The following is a 19,482-nucleotide window of genomic DNA, read 5'->3' on the forward strand; positions in this document are numbered from 1 at the left end:
CTTGCGGAATTCATCAGGGCCAGTGGAGGCAATGCCAAAACATAAACAGGCCGGACAGACGACAGTACTGACGAAAATGACCGCGCATATCACCAGAAAACACTTGCAATGCAGGAGCCACCCACAGATGTCATTCAAGCCCGACACATACACTAGGCCATCCTTGATTACGCCGTCCAGAAAATTCATCGCAGGCGAGCCGATAAAGCCAGCCACGAACTTGTTGTTCGGATTGCGATGTAACTCCAGCGGCGCACCGACCTGTTCGATGTTGCCGCTGCGCAATACGCCGATCTTGTCCGCAAGTGACATAGCTTTGACCTGATCGTGGGTCACATAGATCATTGTCGCGACAATTTCCTTGTGGAGGCGTGCAATCTCGACCCTCATTTCGACGCGCAATTCGGCATCAAGGTTGGACAGCGGTTCGTCGAATAGAAACGCCTCGGTCCCACGCACAATCGCGCGCCCGATCGAGACCCTCTGGCGCTGGCCGCCCGAAAGTGCCGCGGGCTTGCGATTGAGACCTACGTCGGTGAGGTGTTGTTGCATGGGTCTGGGTTGGACTGATAACGAAGCACTTTATCAGCAGTGCGGATTTCCCTGATGCCTCACAAGTTCAACGCTTGCCGACGGCACAAGTTTGATAAGAAGCGGTATCGAGTGATGAATTGGGCAGAGTATAATGAAAGCCTTCGGCAACGCGGTGATTTGACAGTCTGGCTCGACACCGACGCGCTTAGACATTGGACGGCACCCCGCCAGAAATCAGGAGGTGGTCAACTACGATACTCGGATATCGCGATCACCATTTGCCTGACGTTGGGCTTGGTTTACAAGCAGCCGTTGCGCCAGACACAAGGGTTGATGCGGGGCATAGTGAGACTGATAGGTTTGGATATTCCCGTGCCGAATTTCTCAACTTTGTCACGCCGTGGTCGAGGATTGAACCTTCCCGTAAAATCTCGAACCCGAAGAAGCGAGCCAGTCCATCTGGTGGTCGATAGTACCGGGCTGAAGATATTCGGCGAAGGCGAGTGGTTGCGGGAAAAGCATAAAACAAAGGCCAGGTGCAAATCCTGGCGCAAGCTGCACCTCGGCCTCGACCTTTTGACCGGTGAGATCGTCTGCGCAGATCTGACGCTGGATGACGTTCGCGATCCGACAGCTTTGCCCGGGCTGCTGGATCAGGTCGACGCGCCAGTTTCTCGGTTTCCGGCAGATGGTGCTTACGACGGCGCGCCGATCACCGGTCTGCTCAACGCGCGTTTCGGGAACGCCGTAGAAGTCATCATTCCGCCTCCGAAGAACGCAATCCCAAGCCCGCAATCGGTGCATGATCCATCGCTTCGAGACCACCACATCGCCGCGATACAAGCTCACGGCCGCATCGCCTGGCAATCCAGCAGCGGATACAATCAACGGAGCCGCGGTGAAACACACCCTCTCATGCATGCTGCGCATGCACTGCCGAGCAACGAACGGGACGATGGAAGGGTGTCATTGGGCCAAAACTGAAAGCGCGAAACTTCGAAAACCAGAAGACCGAAGTTAGGATCGGCGTCAGCGTTCTTAATGAAATGACCAATCTGGGCCGCCCCGAATTCGAGGCGGTCACGTGAGAAAGTTCATGGGTAAGGGTGCGTTCCGGTGAATACTCGACCTATGCAACACAGTCACCCCAATCTGTCCTGGCGGGTAAACTTCCGACCTTTATTGCGCCCAAAAGACAGGACAGACACATTCTGAGTGCTATGTTTCACCTTCAGGTCGAAACCCCGGCACAGGGGTCTGATTCATTGGGAGACTAAACCTCAACTCGATTGCCAGTCTCGCGCTGGTCGCCGCTACGGCAACTTCGGCAACCTCGCAGGAAGAAAACGGGTCCCCGACGATCCTTTTCACCAATGTCCATGTCTTTGACGGGGTGAACGAAGCCCGGATCGAGAACGCAAGTGTTCTGGTCGAGGGCAACCTGATCAAGATGGTTTCGACAGACGACATCGACGCCAAGGGCGCCACAATCATCGACGGTGGCGGTCGGACCCTGACACCGGGCTTCATCGATAATCATGTGCACCTGCAACTGCCGGGGCCAACACTTCCGTCGATGGAAGCGAACAGCACTTGGGAAGACCTTGCAATTTCAGGTGTGGCATCTGCCGAAATGTATCTTATGCAGGGGTTCACGACGGTGCGCGACGCGGGCGGCGCCAATGCCGGCCTGCAACGCGCAATCGATTCAGGAATGATCGACGGGCCGCGTGTGTATCCGTCAGCCGCATTTCTCGGCACACGCGGCGGTCATGCCGACTTCGCGAGTTTTACCGCCCCGGTCGGGGCCCCCTCCAATTTCAGCCGCCTGAACATGGCGCAGGAAGTTGATAGTGTTGCGGATGTGCAGAAGTTCGGGCGGAACAATTTCCGCATGGGGGCCAGCCAGTTGAAATTCATGCAATCGGGTGGTGTCGTTTCGGCTTTTGACCCTTGGCAGCTCGTCGCCGGTTCTCAGGCAGAAATCGAGGCAGCCGTGCAGGTTGCAAGCGAGTATGGCAGCTATGTCATGGCGCATTCATACCGGAAAGAAGCGATCGTGAATGCGCTGAACGCAGGCGTCCGTTCGATCGAACACGGCTTTATGTTCGACTGCGAAATCTCCGCCCTGATGGCGGAGAAGGACGCGTATATTACGACGAACCTGACGGCCTTTGACCCCGGCCTTCTGAATATCCCGGCAGTCAGGGATGTTCCGGCAAGCCTTGCAAAGGCAAAAAGCGCAAGCGCGGCCTTTACGGATTACCTCGATAATATGCGCGAGTGCCCCGCGAAGCGCGGCCATCACACGGATTGCGTGGGCAGCGTAGATGCCTGTAACATCCAGATTGCCTATGAGAAGTACCTCGCGAACGAGTTCTTTGGCGCCTACACGTCGCTGGTTGCGCTGACCTCGGTCGGAGGCGAGATCGCCGCCATGTCCGGAGATTTCATGAACCCCTATCCCGCAGGCAAGCTTGGTGTGATCGAAGAAGGGGCCTATGCCGATATCCTGTTGATCGACGGCAATCCGCTTGAGGATTTCGCGGTGGTGGGCACCGGCGACCAATGGTTCGGCGCAGACCCGCGCCCCGATAGCCCCGAGACCATCCGCCTGATCATGAAGGACGGCGTGATCTACAAGAACACTCTGAACTAAGTGATATGCGGGGCAGTGTTTTCCTTGGGCCGCCCCGTTTTAACCAGAACCCAGATATGAGACCCCTTATGGACCTGTTTTCATCATTGCGCTGTGCTACCCTCATCGCTCTTTTGGGTGCCACTCCCGCAGGGGCGAGCGATAGCAAGCCGATCGACTGGGCAGACCTGATGGATCAATCGGCGCAGACGTTCGACGACCCCTATCGTGACCTGACCTACGATCAGATCGATGACCTGCGCGAAATTGTCGCCGAGACTTCAAAGATCGAGCAGGGAGGCCTCGGCGGGGACACAAACGCACAATCCGAATCTCGGATCGAAGAGGCCAGAGAGCGGCTCGCACAAGACGGGATCGACGCGGACTGGCTGGTCGCACAACGCTGGGTCGTTGCCGAACGCCGAGAAAAGGCAGCCACTTCAGCCAACTCCAACCTTGATGGTCAAACCGTGTCCCTCGCCGGGTTTGCCATCCCGGCTCCGGCGGATGAGGACGGGGCGCAAGTTGTCTACCTCGTGCCCGCACGGGGGATGTGCAGTCACATGCCGCCGCCCAACGCCAATCAAATGATCCGCGCACGCATCAACAGCGACTGGCGTCCTAGCATGATGCACGAACCCGTGCGGCTAAGTGGAACGTTGTCGGTTCAGGAGACAAACCAATCTTTCCGAGTGGTGGATGGCGACGTGCAAATGCGGTCCAGCTTTGTCCTTGACGTAAGCCGTGTTGAAACGATGCAGGATCTGCGCGCGGACAGTGAAGCGTCGAGTGAATGGGCGACATCCTTGGTGAAGCGTCTGCGCGCATCCGGACAATTGCCAATTCAGCAACAAGGAACGGGCGATTGAAACGTCTGTTTCCGGCATTTTCGGCACACGTATTTGCTTCACCAGTAAAGGCTTAGGTTGGGCTCAACGTTGACGAGCTGGCCAAGGAACTGGCGAAGCCGGGCGCTGCAAATGCAGCGATGCACTTCCAGCTCGAATACCGCACCTTTTCGGAAAATGCCCCCGGTAATGTCGGCACCCGTGGCACCCGGACTTACCTCTTACTCTGATAGGGTAGGAAGTGAGGAGGGTAATAGGTATAAGTACTGAATAGACGCGGTAGGGTAGAGGCGCGATAACACAACCCTACATGCCTTCCCCCCTTCCTACTTGAGAGTCGTGACCAGCGGCTGACATAGAGAATCCATGGCACTCCCGCCCCATAGACCGTCATCGGTGGTCAGATTACCCCTAGGTGGTTCAGTTCTTGGATCGCATCGCCGGCGCTGACGCCTACTGGCAATGGCTGGCTGACTACGTCGTCCATCGACGACCAACATCAGACTACCATCGGCAGACCCTTTGCGGGTTTGCCGGGGGCCACTGTGTTTTTTCGTTCCAGTAGCGATTGCCTGTTGCTTCAGGTTAAACGGACGACCGCTGTCAGTCGGAAGCGGATACGATCCGCATTGCTAACGCTAGAGAAAGAAAAACGAGCCCAACTTGATATGAGCTCGCTTGAATGATTCTAACCGAAAGTTCAGGCTGACTGCATTCTTACTTGCTCTGGAGTTGCAGACTTTTGGTGCCAACGTTCCGTTCAGCTTTTACCGCGCCGCCTTGCAATACTGTAGAATCGGGGCCTGCGAGTCCGATTTTACAGGATCCGGTCATATAGTTACAGCTCGCGCCGTTACCACATGACGCGCTGCCATTGGCTCCTTGGATTTCACCCGGTCCTGCATTCGAATAACACTTGTCCCCTTCGATATGTCCGTCAACAGCTGAGGCTGCGGTTGCTACTAAGAGGGAGAGCGCTAAGCAGCTTATTGACCAAATTTTAATCATTATTCTAGGTTCCATACAAATTGGTTTTAGTTTGGGTTGTTAGGTATTGTGCCAATTTTGTTCTTTACTATTAAACACATACCTCGAGATATGGGTACCTTGAAGTATGCATTTACGCAACCTTAGATAAATCTGATTTTCTCCAACTCAACCTCCAAGCTCGTGATCCACTTCCCGTTTCATGGAACCATGTTGAGGCTGCATGGTTCGAACTTTCTCAGCCTGATACCGAACGTCAGCTGTAGGCCCCATGCCGCGGAGAACCCGATCGGCATCGTCGTTCTCAACTGCCTTCGGCATCCCCGTCACAGAGTCCGTAAAAGGAAACTGTTCAGGGAAGAGGGGCCTTCGCACATCGCAGGCATGGTGCACCAAGGGTTACTTAAACAGCTTTGGCGAGGCTGTTCTATTTGGCCAGTTGCTGACGATGAACATCTGCTTGTGCGAGCCTTACGCCTTAGACAACCACGGGCCATGAACTGTAGTTGAGCCAAAACCGCTCACTGCCGATATCGCGGATGCGCACCCCATCCGGCAATTCGATCGTGTCGAGCTTTCGTGCCTCAAATGCTCTGCTGAACAGTCTCCGGAGTGCCTGCTGATCCAGCCAACCGCCGAGATATGTCAAACTCGCGTTCTTCACAGCAACCGCAGAGCCGTCGGTGGTTCGTTCAATCACTTGGCAGTCGCCTTCCAGCACTTCGCGATAGTGTATCACTTGACCGCCCTTTGCGAGAGCCACAGGCATATCAGGACGCAAACTTTCGACCCGTGACACGGTAACATTCAAATTAGGAAAATTCGGCGGCAATGGCGTGGGAAGCCCCATCTCATCAGTTCGTGCGCCGCTTCGTGGCCCTAAAATCACCTGCGTATCAGAGGTGGCAAGTGCGACCCTTAATGCCTCGGTCATGCGGATCAGCCCGGGTGCGGCGACAAACCTGTAGCCAGAGAAATCTCGTGTATCAGAAGGCAGAATATCGATCGACAAGCCAAGGCCGCGCATCGCGCGATAGGTGTCAAACACCAGCGCGAAATAGCTGAGCCCTTGGCCATGCGGTTGGGTTGCCCAAGCGAAATCGGCATCATAGTCGAAAATCAACGCAACCGGCGAGCGGCCTTGCGAGACGTCCGGCGCGTTTCGCATCTCTTCTGCGACCTGTCGTGCCTCTGCCATTCCGGGTGCATCGACATTGTCGGAACGCAGCAATCCCGAATACATCTGCTCCTGCGCGAAAGGAGCCTGACGCCAGCGGAAATAACAGACCGCCTCGGCTCCATGGGCAAAGTCTTCCCAAGACCAAAGCCGAACCATGCCCGGAATCGTGGCAGGGTTGTATGGCGCCCAGTTCACCGGGCCGGGTTGTTGCTCCATCACCCACCAGCGGCCTCTGCCCACCGGGCGATAAAGATCGTGGTGAAACGCCTGAAAATCCGGGTCCCCTTGAGGTGCATAGGTGCGTTGCCGCGCGGCGTCTGCTCCAACCCGGTCTTCGAGGAACCCCAGCGGATAACATGTCCCATGTGGCGATACCCAGATCCGCACCCAGTTTGAAGTGATCAAAATCAATGATCTGGCCCATGTCGATATGCGCAACCGGAGCGGAGGAATGTCTGCGGATAATGTCAGTCTGCAGGCGGTTGAACGTTGCAATCTGATCCGAACTGAACCGGCGGAAGGCCAGCGTGTGCGACGGGTTGGGTTCGGTTACTATCAGGTTCGGAAGGTCGACCTGGTCAAAGTCGTCATATTCCATAGACCAGAATACGTTGCCCCATGCAGCGTTCAGAGCTGCGATGTCACCATCGTTGCCCTGACCCGGATATCGGTTTCGTAACCAGCTGCGAAAGGCCGAGCGAGCCGCCGTGCTGTAGGAAATGGTCGTGTCGTGACAACCGTATTCGTTGTCGGTCTGCCACGCGGCGACATGCGGGTTTTGCCCGTATCGTTCGGCGAGCCGGGTTACAATGGTGGCACATTCGGCACGGTAGCCGGCATGGCTGAAACAATAATGTCGGCGCGACCCGAACCTGCGCTGCCGCCCCTCGGCATCGACGGCCAGCATGTCGGGATGTCGATCTATCATCCAGCGCGGCGGGGTGGCTGTTGGTGTGCCCAGCACCACCCGCAGGCCTGCAGCGCCAAGAACAGAGATGGCATCGTAAAGCCAGCCAAATTCGTACTGACCCGGCTGAGGTTCAAGACGCGACCAAGCAAATTCTCCGATCCGTACCCATGTTAGCCCTAGGTCGACCATGCGGCGGGTGTCATCCTCCCACATCTCGCGGGGCCAGTGTTCCGGGTAGTAGCAAGTGCCGAGAGTACGCTTCATCAGATGATCACGCGATGTTCCTGCTCGCCACTTTGGCCAAGCCGGATCGAGAACGTCTTCCCCTGGTTCTCGGTCGGACTGTCGATACCTTCGGCGGCGGACGTGACAAACAGCGTGGTAAGATCGGGGCCGCCGAACGCGGGGCAAGTCATTTGCATCGCCGGCATCGCGACGGCCATCAACTCGGCACCATCGGGGGAATATCGTGCCACCCTGGCCGCTCCCCATTGCGCGTTCCACAGGCATCCCTCGGCGTCGATGACCGCGCCATCCGGGTTCAGACCCGCTTCGTTCAGATCGACAAAAACCTCTGCCGCCCCGGTGGGCCAACCATCGGCCTTGAGCGGCTGACGCATGATCTGGTGCGCCGGGGTGTCGGTATAGAACGCATATTTTCGGTCAGGCGAAAAACAGATCGCGTTGGGAATGGTTAGATCGTGAACCAGTGGGTGCAATTCGCCCTTGTACCAGCGATAAATTGCACCGGCTTGCGGCGCGGCCTCCTTGTCCATCGTCCCGATCCAGAAGCCGCCCCACGGATCCGCACGGCCGTCGTTGGACCGGGTCGAGACCTGATCGGCCTCCAGCGGGCAGAGCGTATCCGAGGCTCCGGTTTCGATGTTGAATAGAAAGAGGTCGGTTTCACTGGCAATCATCAGCCTGTCACGGTCCACCCAACCGGCGGTAGAGACATGGCGATCGAACTGCCATTCGAGCGATGTATCACCCTGACGGCTGAGCAGGCGTTTAGTGATGATATCAAACCAGAAAAGCTGCTGACGTTCGGGATGCCAGAGCGGACCTTCGCCCAACGCGCAGACGCGCGGATCGAAGGTCGTCACCTTCATGGTGCGAAGACTTCGTCATAGACCGCGACCATCCGAGAGGCGCGCTGACGTATGTCATCGACGGTGAACCCGGGTTTGTAGAGAGCGCTGCCAATACCGAAACCATCTGCACCAGCGGCTTTCCACTCGGCAAAGTTTTCCGGACCGGCTCCGCCGACAGCGAGCACTTGGGTGCCTTTGGGCAGGACGGCGCGGATGGCCTTTACGCCTTCGGGACCGACCAGTGTGCCGGGAAAGAACTTCAGACCATCAGCACCGTGGCGCAGTGCGGTGAAACATTCGGTTGGCGTCATGACACCGGGAAAGGACAGCATTCCTGCGGCTTTGGTTGCCTCGATGACAGCCGGGTTGCAATCGGGCGAAACCACTAGCGCGCCCCCGACCTCGTGCAGCCTCGTTACATCGTCCGGTGTCAAGACAGTCCCCGCACCAATCAGCGCGTGATCGCCAAACGTGCGTGCCAGTTTTTCGATGCTGTCGAACGGATCAGGAGAATTCAGCGGCACCTCGATCTTGGTGATACCACAGTCGATCAAGGCACCGCCCAGCTCAAGCGCCTCTGCCGGGGTGATCCCGCGCAGGATCGCAACAATATTCCGGGTCATTTCACGTTTTCCTTCCAACGTCTGTGTGCCGCCTTGAGACCGGCAAGCGTCATCGCGTCACCATCGCCCATTTCCACCGGAACGCTTTGGCAACCAAGTGCGATCTCATAAAGCCGCGAGAGTCTTGGGTCACCGACCACCGCAATCCGTTGACCCAACCAATATGGGCGCGCGCCCGCCAGTTCGAGACCAATCAGCAGGCCCGACAACCGCGATCTTGCGGTGCCCGGCAGCATGTCGTTGACCAATGTTTCGGCGCGCAGACCAAACAGGCGCGAGGCAAGGTTTTGCGGAGTGCCGAGCGCATCGCTGACCGCGTCGGAAAATGCCTCATCGTCCCAGTCTTTGGACTGAACCGAATGGCGCAAGACCGATTGTTCCGACAGTAGTGCAAACATTTCACCACTCATGAAGGTGCGGAAACTCACAACCTCTCCGGCGCTAATCTGAGCCCATTTGGTATGGGTGCCGGGGAGGCAGATCACTCCGTCGAAATCGGGGTTTTCGGCGATGTATCCGGCGATCTGGGTCTCTTCGCCACGCATCACGTCAGCGGGCGCGGATTGCTGCATACCCGGCAGGATCACCGGCATTATGCGCGGGTCGGTTGCCGGCACCTTGGTGGCCTCGCCCACACCAGGCGGGGCGCAGGGCACGGTGACATAGGTCGCTTCTTTCCAGCCTTGGCGCGCGCCCACCATCCCACAGCAGATGATCGGCGTAACCGCATCGCCCAAATGCGGGGTAATCAGATCCAGCAAGACGCCCTCAAAAGCATCCGGCGTCAGCGCGCCCATGCCAAGATCCGAGGCAAGCCGCGCGATCAGCGTATCGTCAGGCCCAAAAACCCAAGCGCGAAGATTTGAGGTTCCCCAATCTACCGCTATCCAGTCTGCACGTTTGGACAACTCAAACTACCCCGTTGTTGCGACGCCGCCATCGACGACCAGTGCCTGACCCGTCATCATCCGGCTGGTGTTGGAGGCAAGGAAAAGCACAGCATCCACCATATCCTTAGGGTCCAGTGTATCTTTCAGGCATTGCCGTTCAAGATGCGCTTTCAGCGCCTCGGGCGTGACCCACATTTTTTTCTGCTTGTCGGTCAACACCCACCCGGGTGCAAGCGCGTTGACCCTGATCTTGTCCGCGCCGAACTCGCGCGCAAGACTGCGGGTCATGCCATTGATACCAGAGTTTGCCGTGGTATACGCAGGATAGCCCGCATTGCCCATCATATAGCTGATCGACGTAAAGTTGATGATCGAGCCGGCACCAGCCGCACGCATGCCCCCAATCACCGCCTGACAGGCAAAGAAATAGGCCTTCAGGTTTACGGCCTGCGACCAATCCCAGAATTCTGCATCGATTTCTTCGGTGGCGTGGCGCTGGTCATTGGCGGCGTTGTTGACAAGGACCGTCACCGGGCCATGCGCCTTGCCCGCGTCGGTGATACAGGTTTTCAGACGTTCGATATCGGTAACGTCGCACTGCATGAAGAGCGGCCGTTCACCGTGTTTCTGCTGCATTTGGTCGGTAAATCCGGTTGCATCGGAGCGCTGGACAAAAGTGACTTTGGCCCCTTGCGCCATCAACCCATCGGTCAGATGAGCGCCGATGCCCGCTCCGCCACCGGTGACAAAAACGCTTTTGCCTGCGAGGTCGTGAAATGTTGCGGTCTGGGTCATCAGTAGCTCTCTCTTGTCACAGGGCGGGAGTATCGGTCGAAATGGAAATCAAGGGCTGCGATACATGGTTCATATCCATCGCCAGAAGGGTCCGAAACCGCGTTGCGGCGGGCCATTTATCAGTTTCGTCTGGCCACATAATCGGCAACTCCATAAGATGCCGAGATTTTTCATCCAATACCGGCAGAGGGACCCATCCATGCCGGGCATACCATGCCAAGGCCATACGCGCCTCTCATTGATCAGCTCGACCCGGTATTTCTCATCCGGGGTCAACCGGGTCAGCGTCAGGGGGCGCGGCACGATCTGGCTTGATGTTCCTGCTTTCCCGGCAAAGACGACAAAGTTGCCGCCAGCTTCGGCGAGTTGCTGCTCCGCGATCACGGCCGGGTCCGGGCTGTCCAGTCGCAGGATGTCAGCGCAGTAGATCCAGTTCCGGTTGGCTTTCCACCACGATGTGACCTCTTTCAATACCGCAGTTTCGTCGTTGGAAAGTTCGCGCGGGTCCATCTCAAACCCCTTGTGCCTCTGCGCGAGGACCCAAGCGCGAAACCGGATATCCAGCGTGCGCCCGGACGTATGGCAGGTCCCTGGACCAACATGGCTGCCGGTGACTGCCATCGGCAAAAAGATTGCCGCGTTGTGCTGCATTTTCAGACGCTCCAAGGCGTCGTTGCTGTCGGAAAGCCAGACCCGCTGGGTGCGCGACAGAATCCCAAAATCGATGCGCGCGCCGCCCGATGCGCAGCTTTCGATTTCGACATCTGGGAACGCACGGCGCAATCGTTCAAGCAGATCGTAGGACCCTCGTGTTTGGTCGGCATCCGACATCGGAATAACCCGGTTGTGATCCCATTTCACGTAGTCGATTGCATTGTCGCGCAATACGTTACCGACGCGTTCGAACAGGAATTCGCGCACCTCGGGTAAGGGCGCGTTCCGGTGAATACTCGACCTATGCAACACAGTCGTCCGAAGGGCACCATCACGATGCTGATGCCTGCGCCAAGGTCAGCTATGCTGTCCTGACCAAATGTGCCAGTGATGCTGTTACCAGTGAGTGTCTTCGTGATACGTCAATGGTGGATACCAAGAGCTTCCTTGGGGCCCCGGCAGTACCGATTGCATAAGTCTGCTGCGGCGGGGTGGCAGATAACCCTTGGTGATGCGGATACAGCAGCATGACACGGTCGCATGCATAGAGCTGTGAGTATGCCATCATTTGGTACACATCGCCTTGGCTGATGCCTTGTTTTGCATCCTCGATGCGGGGAGATATGCGCTTCCATTTTGTGTCGATGACCATGATAACATCATCCTTGTGACGAATTAGGATGTCGGGGCGTGTTCTAAATCGACCTTGCTCCCCCTCAAACAAGCAGTCCCGCTGACCTCCTTGTGAGGTAACTCTGAACGGGGTGCCAGCAAGCCCCCGTTTGAGGAGCTTGGCGACATATTCCTCAAAAAGTACATTCATTTCGAATAAGAGTGCATGGCCGTCGCTGGCCCCCGCATTCGTTGTTTGGTGACGATCGCCCAAAAGAAATTTGGCAAGTGACAGTAACTCTCGCCATCTGTCATTGGTGCGATCAAGGGTAATTCGATCCCACCGAAGCGCAGATGGTGCTACATTGGTGATGTCAGCGTAAGCAAAAGAGAGTTCGCGCAAAGACCGCAGGTTGTCTGCGGCCGTCGCAACGCGGGACAGTTTAGAAATTGCGGCCTTCATGACGCGATTGAGGTCAATGTCCGGAGAGAGCTCATCATACTGGCAAGCCAGATGCTGAGGCTGTGCCGCCAGAACAGAAAACTGCCTTGTGACATTCAGACGCCCACGTACGGCTGGCAGATCATCCGTGTGCGCGATGTAGCGCCGCGGAATCCCGTGCCGTACAGCTTCGGTCATTTTTTGGCAGAATATCCTGATCAGGATCTCAAGCAGGGTATCGCGTTGCCAACCCAGACTCGCTGTTGTTTGTGCATCAATGCGAAGATCGCGCGCCACGGACAGCATGTGAACAAGACGGCGACGGAGAGTTTCTGGCGCTGCGTATTGCTCCCCTGAGGCATCAATTTTGGGGAGTATCTCAAGTTGGCAATCTGCGGAGGAAATCACCCCGACCACACCCCGAGCACGCAGGTGTTTTCTGCGGTGTTCCAAAACACCTTCGCCGTTGCTGCCCGAAAATGCAGAATTGCGTGCCACTTTCGCCAATCGTTCGGCCTGACCTTCGGAAATGGGGTCGCTGTCCTTTCCAAAGGCGATTTTCTCCCATTCGCGGATGCTGAAATGGTTCATCAGTCGGTCAATCGAGCATAGGCAAAGCCTTCATCTGCATCCTTCAGGCTCCAGCGGAACCGGGTTGGGCCATCCGCTTCACTGTCCATGCCAGGAGGTGCCTTTAACAGCTCTCGCTTCAGAAAGCCGCCAATGATTGGCCCTTCATGCGCCTCGGCATCCCCCAACACTGCGGCAACCTTGTGCCAATCCTCGAAGAAGTATTCGGCCAGAAGAGGGATCACCTTATGGCGCATTGTTTGGTCAACATCTTTGCGGGATGCGCAGCCAATGAAATAGGCATGCCCGATCCGGTGCTCACGGTCATATAGGTACTCAATACGATTGTTGATGACGCGTAAAATCTTGGGCAGGTCGAGCCCGCAACGCCGTGCCGCGTCGCGGAGGGTTTCAGGATCAGGTTCGATCTCTTTGAATTCGAACCTTCGACGCAGTGCGGTGTCGAGGAGCGCAATCGAACGGTCAGCGGTATTCATAGTGCCAAGGATATGCAGATTGCTGGGTAGTCCGAAGTCCTCGCCAGAGTAGGGCAGGCGTACCTTCAGAGCATTTTCCATGCCCAACCGTTTGTCCGGCTCGATCAGAGTAATCAATTCACCGAAGACTTTCGAAATGTTGGCACGATTGATTTCATCAATAATAAGTACATGCGGGAGCTGTTCGAGAACTGTATCTTCATTTACCCCGTTGATCAGCCGGAGAAGGGCGGACTTCTTTAGCTTGCTTTCCCCAAGGCGATAGATCGAACGCATGGTGAAATTTGAGTCGTAAACCTCTGGTACAGGAAGTCCTTGGCGGTCTACCCAGAGCCAGTTAACAGCCCTCCGGTGGCAATATATCCGGCTTTCTCGTGGACTATATTCATATTCCCCCGTCACTTCGCCAATTGCTCGGAACAGGCTGTTGCCTTTTGAAACGACTATAATATCGCCGACCTGAACTTGGTTGCGGAAGGCATCGACAAGGGCGACTTGGCCGGATTGTTTAGTAACAGGCCCTTCGCGGCGCCCCTCGGCGCGGCATATCTTCAAAATTTCTTCAGGGTCGGTGTATTTGGGATCGCTGAAATCGATGTCTTCCCAGCCCAAAGGGGTGTGACCTTCTGAAATTGCCTCATCGAACAGGTATTGTTCAGATGGAATATTTCCGGCGGCAATGGACATTTTGAAAACCTGTCTGCCCTCCAAGGAAAAGTCATCGTCTCCACTGGTTTCGGCTGCGCCGAATTGAGCTTGCTCTGCCATTCGCCGAATAACGCCTGGAACTGTTTGCAACCTAAAACCGGTTCCAGACCCGCTGTCTTTCTCCGCATCGGTGGTAGGTTGGCGGCCTTCTACAAAATCCTCGTAGGACATCGATTGGTGAAAGGTTACAAATTCGATCCGCTTTTCCGCTTTGAGGCGGTTGTAAGTCTCCATCACAGCCTTGCGGTTTTGCGGTACCTGTTCACCACAGAGGCGCAACGCCTCGGTCGCTGTTGCATGTGTTTTACCTGTGCCTGGGGGGCCGTAGAGGATCAGGTTTTTCGCTTGCTCCATATCTAGTCTCTGTTCTGGCCATGTTGTAGTTTCGGGCATGGTCGCCCCGAGGGAACTGGTCAATTGATAGGTGAATTCGGTCGTGCTGCTTGGCTGTGGTTCTGTGTAGGTGGGTTTGGGCAGGCCTGTCATCTCTTGAAACTTTGGACCCAAGAGCGCGCTGCAAATGTTAGGATGAGAGTTTTGCAGACCTATTTCTTTTCCAAAATCTCCAGCTCTGATCGTAACGGACGCCTGTCCCGCCTCCCGGGCAGGTTCGATATGGTAGTTCAGTGCGCAAGCTCTGATACGGTCGGCATCTCGAATGAGGTGGCTATAGCGCTCTGGCGGCTCCACAGGGGTGTTGTCCTGATCGACAATAATGAAGCCAGCATTGTGGAGGTGTGCTGCCGCTGCACCAGTTGACCATCCGCCGTTAAGTTTTTTCTTTTTTAAAACAAAACCAACTACGGGCTTCGTCGGATAGGGGCCTTTGGCTGTGTCCAATGTTGAGCGAACCCAAAAGTCTTTTGGAGTGCCGAACGATGAGAAGATGTCAGCATGCGCGCCCGTCTCTTCAAACTCATCGTACGCCACCATAGCGGTTTCAATATTTTTGCGAGAGAACAACGCGGTGTTGTCCCGTTCTTGCCGGTTGTCTATCAATTCAAAGCCCAGCTCTTTCAATCGCTCGAAAGACTGGCTTTCGCCGAAGCCGTTGAAGAACTCCTTTGCCGCTAAGGTAGGTCCACCTGGCAATTTTTCGATAGCCGCGGCTGCGATCGCCTTCGCTGGATAGAGCTGCGGTTCATCATCGCTATGTTCTGCCTCAGCGATGGATCGGATTGTCCAGACCTGCGGTTTTGCAAAGCTGCGTTTCTGCAAAAATGCTTCGAGCCCTTCCATGTCACAGTCGTCCATGGCCGCAAGAATTTCAGATTTGGTCAGCTCTCGAAGATATTGTGAGTGTTCCAGTTTGTTGGGCATGGATGAGCTGTTGCGAACAAAGTCAGCATATAGGCTGATGGATTGGCGCAGGCTTGCCAAACCATTCCTTAGATTGCCATCAATCTGCACAGGTGATGGATTGGGAGCGTTCTCCCTTTCATCGTTGGAGCTATAGGCAAACTGTTGTAATATGTCTTCTATTTTTTGGATCTCCAGAATCTTATCTAAATCACCCACCGCATTCTCAACGCGGCGCGCGGTGCTAATTCTGGCTTCTACCGATCTTTCACTCTGCCCCTTGGCTTCGAGCCATTTTCGAAATTCAGGTTCTTGCATCTTTAACTTTCAATAATCAGGCCGAGACTGCCGCATCGTTTACGCCCTTTGCAATCCGGATGATTTCGGCAGGCTTCGTTGCAGAAAAGACCTCACAATTAAGCAGTCACCCGCGATCCTTGCGGGATAATCTTGTGAACACAACGCGAAATTCGAATATTCCTTGTCTATATGTCCTCGATCCAGGGACAAGCAAACTTTGACGTAGCCGCAGCGAATGTTCACCTCATTCCTGTGCCCGACCTCACCATTCGAAAATGCGGCGCGATGCGTGAATGGCGGGTTTCGGGAGGACGAAGCCGCTATCGCGGCAATGGCGCTTGTGGCTGAGGTTTTGAACCGATCCTAACGGTGCGCATTTTGTAATCTGGCTGACCTGTCTGACGATTGAGGTTTCACAATCTGATGACAGGAGGACCTCATGAAAGAGGAGAAGACAACGCCACTGCGTGAGCGGATGATCGAAGATATGCGCATCCGTGGAATGGCCCCCAAGACACAGCAAGCGCACATCAGGGCGGTCCGATACTTTGCTGAGTTCATTGGGCGATCACCTGAGACTGCGACGCCAGATGAGCTGCGCGCATATCAGCTTCACATGACCGATACCGGGGTCTCGACCGGCGTCTTTAACGCCAGGATCGTGTCGTTGCGGTTCTTCTTTGGTGTGACCTGCGCGCGCGAAGAGATGAAGCGATACATGCAGTTCCGGCGCAAGGCGAAGAAGTTGCCGGTTGTTTTGAGCGTCGAGGAGGTTGGCGACCTTTTGGCGGCGGTTCCCGGACCAGGGCTGAAGTATCGAGCGGCCTTGGGGATCAGTTATGGTGCTGGGTTGCGCGCGTCGGAAGTCTGCAATCTCAAGGTCGCGGACATCGACAGTGACCGCATGCTGATCCATGTTGACGAGGGCAAGAACGACAAAGATCGCAAAGCGATGCTGTCGCCCGGGTTACTTGATCTGTTGCGGGATTATTGGCTTGAAGCCCGACTGGAGGGCTGGCTGTTTCCCGGAAAACCCAAGATCATGGCGCTTTCACCGCGCCAACTGAACCGGGCGTTCACGTCTGCCAAGCATATGGCGGGGATCAACAAACCCGCTACACTGCACACCTTGCGCCACAGCTTTGCAACGCATCTGCTCGAGGCGGGAACTGATGTCCGGGTGATCCAGGTGCTTTTGGGTCACTCAAAGCTCAGCACAACGGCGCGCTACACGCACGTTGCGACCAAGACCATCCGCGGCACCGTCAGCCCATACGAGATGCTGGAGAAGCTGCAGGATCATACCGCCAGGCGGGGATTGGAGTAGAGACCTGGGCAGTTGCCGTGCCCACGGCTGGAGATCGCAGATATCTTTCGGAACTATGGTCCGGCATACAGGCGGGCCAATGCGGGTCATATCGGTCTCGGCCAACTCAAGGTGATGTCGGCGATTGAAGCCTGCCGGACAGAGGCGCTCGGCGGGCATGTGGCGGGTTGTACAAGGTGCGGCCATCATCACATTGCCTACAACAGTTGCAAGAACCGGCACTGCCCGAAGTGCCAGGGCCCCGCCGCGCGGGATTGGATGCAGGCGCGTACCGAGGACCTGCTGCCCGTGGAATACTTCCACGTCGTCTTCACTTTGCCAGCAGAGATCGCGCAGATTGCCTATTGGAATCAGAAGGCGGTCTACGGTCTGTTGTTCCGCGCATCAGCGCAAACCGTGATGACCATCGCGGCCGACCCCAAGCGCCTCGGAGCGAAGGTCGGCCTGACCAGCGTCCTGCACACCTGGGGATCGGCGCTCACGCATCATCCCCACATCCACATGATCGTCCCCGGTGGCGGTCTCTCACCCGATGGCAAAAGTTGGGTCGCCTGCAAGCCGGGGTTCTTTCTGCATGTGCGGGTGTTGGCACGACTGTTCCGCCGCCTGTTCCTGGAGGGGCTGATGGAGTTGCACAGAGCAGGCCAGCTTGTGTTCTTCGGCGACCTCAATCGCTTGGCACAGACGGACAAGTTCGCGCAGTGGCTCGCCCCGTTCCGCAAATCCGAATGGATGGTCTATGCCAAACCACCCTTCGGAGGACCCGAGGCGGTCTTGGCGTATCTGAGCCGGTACACCCACCGCGTTGCCATCTCGAACCACCGCCTGGTCAGCGCAGATGCCAGCACCGTTGCGTTCCGCTGGAAAGACTACCGTATTAAATCCGGTGACCGCCAAAAGGTCATACGTCTGGCCACGCCCGAGTTCATCCGCCGCTTCCTGATCCATGTCCTACCCGATGGGTTCCATCGCATCCGGCATTACGGCCTGTTGGCCAGTGCGGCGCGCAAAACAAACATCACGAAGATCCGAGCGTTGCTCGGTGTTCAACGCACCGAACAAACCACGGAACCAGAGCAGAAACCTGAGAGTGCCCCTCTCACTTTGCGCGAGCCCTGTCCCTGCTGCGGCAGCCCCATGCGCATCATCGAGATCTTCCGGCGCGGTCAGAAACCGATGTCGCGGGCACCACCATACGCGCTCACCAAGGTTAAATTCGGCCCATTGGGCATTTCGTATTTCGCCGGGTCTTTGCGCGAGGATAGCCAAAAGCTTTAGCGCGGTCCGCGTAGCCGCCTGACCTTTGAAACCATCAATTGCCAGCATGAGCCGACCCAGCGCCTTGGGTTCAATAATGGCGGCACGGTGAATGCGTGTCGGACGGATCAAGGCATCGCGAAGGGCATAGGTCGGGTCCATTTCAGCGACCCCGCTCGCGACTGCAAAGCGGAAAACGGAGCCGATGCGAGCGCGCAAGCGATGCGCGGTCTCGTAGTTGCCCTTCGCTTCGACCTTGCGCAGGGTCTTAAGGATCATTGGGGCAGTGATTTCGGTAATCGGCTTGCGGCCAAAGTCGCGGCCAGCAATCTTCAGATGGTATTCAGTCTTGGACAGGGTGGCTGCCGACATCCCTTCCTTGCGCTGTTTGGCAAGAAACGCGTCGCCCAGCTTTTCAAAGGTCTGGCCTTTTGCTTCTATCCGTTGGCGCTTATCTTTCTGTTTGGCTTCACTAGGGTCGATGCCCGCTGCAACATTTACCCGAGCCGCTTCTTTGACTTTACGCGCTTGAGCCAGGCTGACTTCAGGATACGCCCCGATAGAAAGTAGCCGCTCCTTGCCATCAAGCCGATATTTGAATTGCCAAAGTTTGGAGCCATTGGGCTTGACCAACACAAACAGCCCTTCAAAATCGGACGCCTTGTAAGCTTTTTCGCGAGGTTTGAGATTGCGGATTTGAATATCTGACAATGGCATTGCTGGGGGTATCACTTCATCGGTTCAAACTTGATACCCCCTAAACTACCCCTTATCTGGGGGTATCGCACCGGATGCCGTTAGACTGCATCGGACAAAGAAGCACCGTGAAACCCATATAGCACTGGCTTTTTAGGATGTCTTTGGATGATTTCAGATAAAGATATGGTGCCCCCACACGGACTCGAACCGCGGACCTACTGATTACAAATCAGTTGCTCTACCAGCTGAGCTATAGGGGCGCGCCGTTGTTCCTCGGCGACACTGCAGACATCAGCTGGGACAAGTCTATCATGCGACGCACCTAGCTTGAGCGGCTGATTCCACTGGCTGGCTGATTACACAGGAGTGATGTGCGTGGCAATACTGAATCGTACCAGTATTTTGAGGAATTGCCTTCAACAATTGTTTAGCCGCTCTTGTCGCGTCTGAACGCTTAAGCATGTTGTCTTCGGGTAAACTAGGGTCAGGACTCATAGCCAATAGATGACGGTTGCCGCTAGCGCGATTGCGGAGAGGAAGACCTTCGGGCACCTGTCGTATCGGGTCGCGACCCGTCTCCAATCTTTCAACCTGCCGAACATGATCTCGATGCGATTG

Annotated in this window: 12 protein-coding genes, 1 tRNA gene and 4 pseudogenes; 5 read left to right on the forward strand and 12 right to left on the reverse strand. The window is 56.1% G+C overall.

Annotated elements, in window-relative coordinates; translation table 11 throughout:
• Positions 1-162: 162 nt before the first annotated feature.
• A pseudogene (locus ABJO75_RS08355) lies at positions 163-552 on the reverse strand (ATP-binding cassette domain-containing protein); the annotation flags it as partial.
• A gap of 39 nt (positions 553-591) precedes the next feature.
• On the opposite strand from ABJO75_RS08355, the gene ABJO75_RS08360 reads away from it, so the two are divergent.
• The 3 genes from ABJO75_RS08360 (at position 592) to ABJO75_RS08370 (ending at position 4,041) form a co-directional block, all read left to right on the forward strand.
• Positions 592-1,518, forward strand: a complete 927-nt coding sequence (locus ABJO75_RS08360) for an IS5 family transposase (protein WP_348432415.1) — start codon at positions 592-594, stop codon at positions 1,516-1,518.
• A 409-nt stretch (positions 1,519-1,927) separates the two neighbouring features.
• Entirely contained in the window at positions 1,928-3,193 is a 1,266-nt protein-coding gene (locus ABJO75_RS08365; RefSeq protein ID WP_348129420.1) for an amidohydrolase family protein, read from the forward strand.
• Between the two features lie 68 nt (positions 3,194-3,261).
• Complete coding sequence (locus ABJO75_RS08370) at positions 3,262-4,041, forward strand: DUF3299 domain-containing protein (protein WP_348129423.1); 780 nt, start codon at positions 3,262-3,264, stop codon at positions 4,039-4,041.
• Positions 4,042-5,485: 1,444 nt separating this feature from the next.
• Here ABJO75_RS08370 and ABJO75_RS08375 read toward each other — a convergent pair.
• The 8 genes and pseudogenes from ABJO75_RS08375 to ABJO75_RS08410 form a co-directional block, all read right to left on the reverse strand.
• A pseudogene (locus tag ABJO75_RS08375) lies at positions 5,486-7,361 on the reverse strand (beta-galactosidase).
• Entirely contained in the window at positions 7,361-8,209 is an 849-nt protein-coding gene (locus ABJO75_RS08380; protein ID WP_348129425.1) for an SMP-30/gluconolactonase/LRE family protein, read from the reverse strand. The pseudogene ABJO75_RS08375 and the gene ABJO75_RS08380 overlap by 1 nt, the downstream one beginning before the upstream one ends.
• The gene (locus tag ABJO75_RS08385; RefSeq protein WP_348129428.1) at positions 8,206-8,814 is read right to left on the reverse strand and encodes a 2-dehydro-3-deoxy-6-phosphogalactonate aldolase; all 609 of its coding nucleotides are present in this window, start codon (positions 8,812-8,814) and stop codon (positions 8,206-8,208) included. The genes ABJO75_RS08380 and ABJO75_RS08385 overlap by 4 nt, the downstream gene beginning before the upstream one ends.
• Positions 8,811-9,722, reverse strand: a complete 912-nt coding sequence (locus ABJO75_RS08390) for a 2-dehydro-3-deoxygalactonokinase (RefSeq protein ID WP_348129431.1) — start codon at positions 9,720-9,722, stop codon at positions 8,811-8,813. The genes ABJO75_RS08385 and ABJO75_RS08390 overlap by 4 nt, the downstream gene beginning before the upstream one ends.
• A 6-nt stretch (positions 9,723-9,728) precedes the next feature.
• Positions 9,729-10,499, reverse strand: coding sequence for an SDR family oxidoreductase (locus ABJO75_RS08395; protein WP_348129434.1), 771 nt, complete (start codon positions 10,497-10,499; stop codon positions 9,729-9,731).
• A 237-nt stretch (positions 10,500-10,736) separates the two neighbouring features.
• Positions 10,737-11,465: pseudogene (locus ABJO75_RS08400) on the reverse strand (glycoside hydrolase family 36 protein); the annotation flags it as partial.
• Positions 11,466-11,514: 49 nt separating this feature from the next.
• The gene (locus ABJO75_RS08405; protein ID WP_348129437.1) at positions 11,515-12,798 is read right to left on the reverse strand and encodes a restriction endonuclease; all 1,284 of its coding nucleotides are present in this window, start codon (positions 12,796-12,798) and stop codon (positions 11,515-11,517) included.
• Positions 12,798-15,599 (reverse strand): AAA family ATPase, encoded by a 2,802-nt coding sequence (locus tag ABJO75_RS08410; RefSeq protein ID WP_348129439.1) that lies wholly within the window; start codon positions 15,597-15,599, stop codon positions 12,798-12,800. Before ABJO75_RS08410 ends, ABJO75_RS08405 begins: the two co-directional genes overlap by 1 nt.
• 421 nt (positions 15,600-16,020) lie before the next feature.
• Between ABJO75_RS08410 and ABJO75_RS08415 the strand changes: the two genes are divergently transcribed.
• A complete protein-coding gene (locus ABJO75_RS08415; RefSeq protein WP_348129441.1) occupies positions 16,021-16,908 on the forward strand; it encodes a site-specific integrase in 888 nt (295 codons plus the stop codon).
• 12 nt (positions 16,909-16,920) lie between these two features.
• The gene (locus ABJO75_RS08420; protein WP_348129444.1) at positions 16,921-18,186 is read left to right on the forward strand and encodes an IS91 family transposase; all 1,266 of its coding nucleotides are present in this window, start codon (positions 16,921-16,923) and stop codon (positions 18,184-18,186) included.
• Positions 18,187-18,633: 447 nt separating this feature from the next.
• Here ABJO75_RS08420 and ABJO75_RS08425 read toward each other — a convergent pair.
• The 3 genes and pseudogenes from ABJO75_RS08425 to ABJO75_RS08435 form a co-directional block, all read right to left on the reverse strand.
• A pseudogene (locus tag ABJO75_RS08425) lies at positions 18,634-18,882 on the reverse strand (Arm DNA-binding domain-containing protein); the annotation flags it as partial.
• Between the two features lie 166 nt (positions 18,883-19,048).
• Positions 19,049-19,124: transfer RNA gene (locus ABJO75_RS08430), tRNA-Thr, on the reverse strand.
• Between the two features lie 231 nt (positions 19,125-19,355).
• Positions 19,356-19,482, reverse strand: a 127-nt coding sequence (locus ABJO75_RS08435) for a transposase (protein WP_333483634.1), incomplete at its 5' end; no start/stop codon positions are given.

This window comes from Sedimentitalea sp., assembly GCF_039973035.1.
GTDB lineage: Bacteria > Pseudomonadota > Alphaproteobacteria > Rhodobacterales > Rhodobacteraceae > Sedimentitalea.